This window comes from Kitasatospora sp. NPDC047058 (assembly GCF_040643935.1).
Classification (GTDB): domain Bacteria; phylum Actinomycetota; class Actinomycetes; order Streptomycetales; family Streptomycetaceae; genus Kitasatospora.
Genome location: NZ_JBEYVJ010000589.1, coordinates 1 through 3,414, shown reverse-complemented (window position 1 = coordinate 3,414; position 3,414 = coordinate 1). Strand labels below are relative to the sequence as shown.

3 protein-coding genes are annotated in these 3,414 nt (G+C 77.9%); all 3 read left to right on the top strand.

Annotated features, from left to right (window positions below; translation table 11 throughout):
* Positions 1-1,928, top strand: a 1,928-nt coding sequence (locus ABZ885_RS37885) for an ATP-binding domain-containing protein (RefSeq protein ID WP_360199241.1), incomplete at its 5' end; no start/stop codon positions are given.
* Between the two features lie 163 nt (positions 1,929-2,091).
* A complete protein-coding gene (locus ABZ885_RS37880; RefSeq protein WP_360199239.1) occupies positions 2,092-2,652 on the top strand; it encodes an isochorismatase family protein in 561 nt (186 codons plus the stop codon).
* Between the two features lie 51 nt (positions 2,653-2,703).
* Positions 2,704-3,414, top strand: a 711-nt coding sequence (locus tag ABZ885_RS37875; RefSeq protein ID WP_360199237.1) for an ester cyclase, incomplete at its 3' end; no start/stop codon positions are given.

The window sequence follows — 3,414 nt, the reverse complement described above, 5'->3', positions numbered from 1 at the left end:
CGATGGCGTTGAGGCGGGTGAGCAGGCGACGGGTGTCCCGGAGGCGGCTCTGGAGTGGTGGCGCGCCGGCCGACCTCGCGGCCGCCGCCGTGGCCGCGTTCGGCGACGGCGCCGCCGGCCAGCTGCGCGCCGACCCGTGGGCTGTGCTGACCCTGCCCGGCGTCCGCCCCGAGCACGCGGACGGCTTCGCCCGCGGCCTGCTCGGCCCCGCCGCCGGCCCCGGCGACCCGCGCCGTGCCCAGGCGCTGGTGCCGTGGCTGCTGGAGCAGGCCGCGCTGCGCGGCCACTCCGCCGTGGAGGTCGCCGAGGTGACCGCCGGGCTCGACCGCCTCGGCCTGCCGGACACCGCCGCCGCGCTGCAGGCGGCCGTGGTCGACGGCCGGGCGATGCCGTTCCAGGAAGAGCTGACCGGCGCCGAGGCGCACGCCGCGGGCGGTGGCGACGACGACGAGCCGCCGACCCGGACGGTGCTCGCGCTGGAGCGGCTGGCCCTGGCGGAGGAGAGCCTGGCGGACGGTCTGGTCCGGCTGATGTCGACCTTCGTCCCCGGCGAGGACCTGCCCGAGGACGAGTCCGTAGCCGGGGTCGGGGCCGAGTCCGTGGGCGAGGGCGAGTCCGTGGGCGAGGGCGAGGGCGGGGCCGAAGCTCCGGCCGGGGACGAGCCCGCACCGGACGGCGAGGGCGAGGGTGACACCGCCGCCGAGGCGGGCGCCGGAGCCGGCGCCGAGGAGCCCGCCGCACCCGGCCCGGCCGCCTGGGAGGCGGCCGCCGTCGCGGCCCCCTCCTCCTCCGCGACCGCACTGATCCGGGCCGCGGCGGAGAGCGCCCTGGTCACCCACACCGGCGGCGAGGCCGCCCGGGCCGAACCGGCCGCCCTGGTCCACGCCGCCACCGGCCTCGGGCTCCGCGCCTGGGCCGCCACCTGGACCGACCAGGGCCGGGAAAGCCTCGCGGCGGTCGCCGACGGCCCGCTGTCCGTCGTCACCCTGGCCGAGCTGCTGGCCGGGACGGCCGGCCCCGGCCGCTCCCCCGACGGCACGCTCGCCCTGGACGTCCTCGTCGTCGTGGACGCCCCCCTGCTGGACGTCGAGCTGGCCGCGACCCTGCTGGAATCGCTCGCCGACGGCACCCGGCTCGTGCTGAGCGGAGACCCGGGCCAGCTCTGGTCGGCCGGCCCCGGCCGCTTCTTCGCCGACCTGCTGGCCGCCAAGGTCTGCCCGTCGGTGGCCTCCCGCACCCCGGACTTCGGCCCGATCGGCGAGCTGGTCTCCGGCGTCGGCATCGGCGAGCTGCAGCCGGTGGAGGCCCCGGACAAGGAGGTGGTCATCCTGACCGCCAAGGACGGCGGCGAGGCCGTCCACCGCGCCATCCAGCTGCTCACCGACTCGATCCCGCGCGCGCTCGGCATCCCCGCCGAGCAGGTCGTGCTGCTCACCCCCGGCCACGGCGGCCCGGCCGGCACCCGTGCGCTCAACGCCGCCGCCAAGGCCCGCCTCAACCCCCGCCCGGGCCGCTTCGGCGGCTTCGACCCGGGCGACCGGGTGGTGGACTCCCCCGCCCCCGGCATCACCCGGATCGCCCGGGTGGCCGACGGCGACGCCACCGGCCTGCACCTGGAGTACACCGACGGGTCGCGCCGCACCGTCCCGCCCGCCGAGGCGGGCCGGCTGCGCCACGGCTGGGCGCTGACCGTCCACCAGGCGGCCGGCCGCCGCTGGCCGGGCGCGATCGTCGTCCTCCCCGAGGACGCCGGCCCGGTGCTCACCCGGCAGTGGGTCTACACCGCGTTCGGCCGCGGCGAGCGGCACCTCTCGGTGGTCCACGCCGCCGGCCCGGCCCTCGTCCAGGCCGTCGCCGAGCGCCCGGCCCGCCCGCGCACCACCCGGCTGCGCGCCATCCTCGCCGAGAACGCCGCCGAGGCGAACTGACGGCCGTGGGCCCCGTGCCCGCGAGCGATGACGGCGGAGGCAGGAACCTGCCCCGCCGTCATCGGTGGTCGGCCGTCGGCCGGTCCGCCGGCGGTTGACCGGCTGTCGGTGGGCCGCGCTAGCGTGCGGGGCGCAGTAGTCCACCGTGCGCAAAGGGGAGACCATGACCACCCTCGAGAACCGGCCGAAGACCGCGCTCCTCGTGATCGACGTCCAGAACGGCGTGGTCGAGGGCGCCTACGAGCGCGACGCCGTCGTCGCCAACATCGCGGCCCTGGTCGAGAAGGCCCGGCAGGAGCAGGTGCCGGTCGTCTGGGTCCGGCACTCCGACGAGGACCTCGTCCTCGGGAGCGACAGCTGGCAGATCGTCCCCGAGCTGGTGCCCGCCGAGGGCGAGGCGATCGTCGAGAAGCTCTACCGCGACTCCTTCGAGGCCACCACCCTGGAGGCCGAGCTGGCGGGCCTGGAGGCCGGACGCCTCGTCGTGACCGGCTCGCAGACGGACTTCTGCGTCCGCTCGACCCTCCACGGCGCGCTCGCCCGGGGCTACGACGCGATCCTGGTCAGCGACGCCCACACCACGGAGGACCTGTCCTCCTGGGGCGCGCCGAAGCCGGAGCAGGTCATCGCGCACACCAACTTCTACTGGTCCGGCCAGAAGGCCCCCGGCCGCACGGCCGGGACGGTCGAGACCAAGGACGTGGACTTCGGCACCGCCTCCTGATCCCCGGCCCCACACCCCACACGCACCGGAAGTCGGCCCCGTCGACTTCCGGTGCGTCGTCGTGTGGGCGGGGCGCCAGGGCACCCGGGTGTACGGGTGCCCGGGTGCCCGGGTGTACGGGTGCCCGGCATCGGCCAGGCCGCCGTCCGCCTGGTGACCGGTGCGGAGCGGGCCGTCGACGGCGGCGCGCTCCGCCGGCTCCGAGCCCCGCCCCTCGCACCCCCCCCCTCGCACCGCCGCGCACACCCCGCCCCGTGCACCCGCGCACGCCCCGCCCGTTCTTCAGAGGAACGTCCGAAATCATGCGCCCGCAGAAGCGTTTCCGCACTCCCGGCGCCACCGCCGTCGGCCTCGCCGCGCTCTCCTCCCCGCGGGACGCCCGCAGGACGCGGCGGCCCGGCCGCCGCCTCACGCGCCCTCCGCGCCGCCGTCCCGGACCTGGGGTGCGAGCTCGCGGACCTGCCGATCACCGGTGACAGGGTCACCGCCCGGCTGGTCTTCCGCGGCCACTTCACCGGTGTCCTCGACGGCGTCCAGGGGCAGGTCAGCGCGCCGGGTTCAACGCCGTCGGCATCCAGCGCGTCGGCGCGGCGCGGATCACCGAGGACTGGCACCTGGAGGACGACCAGGCCCTGCTCGCCCAACTCGGCGCCACCGCCGCCCGTTGACCCCACGGCCGTTGGCCCCGCGGCCGGCGGGCTCCCGGGCCGTCGCACCCGCGGCCCGGCGCGGGCCGGCGGCGGGGTGTCCCGCCGCCGGCCC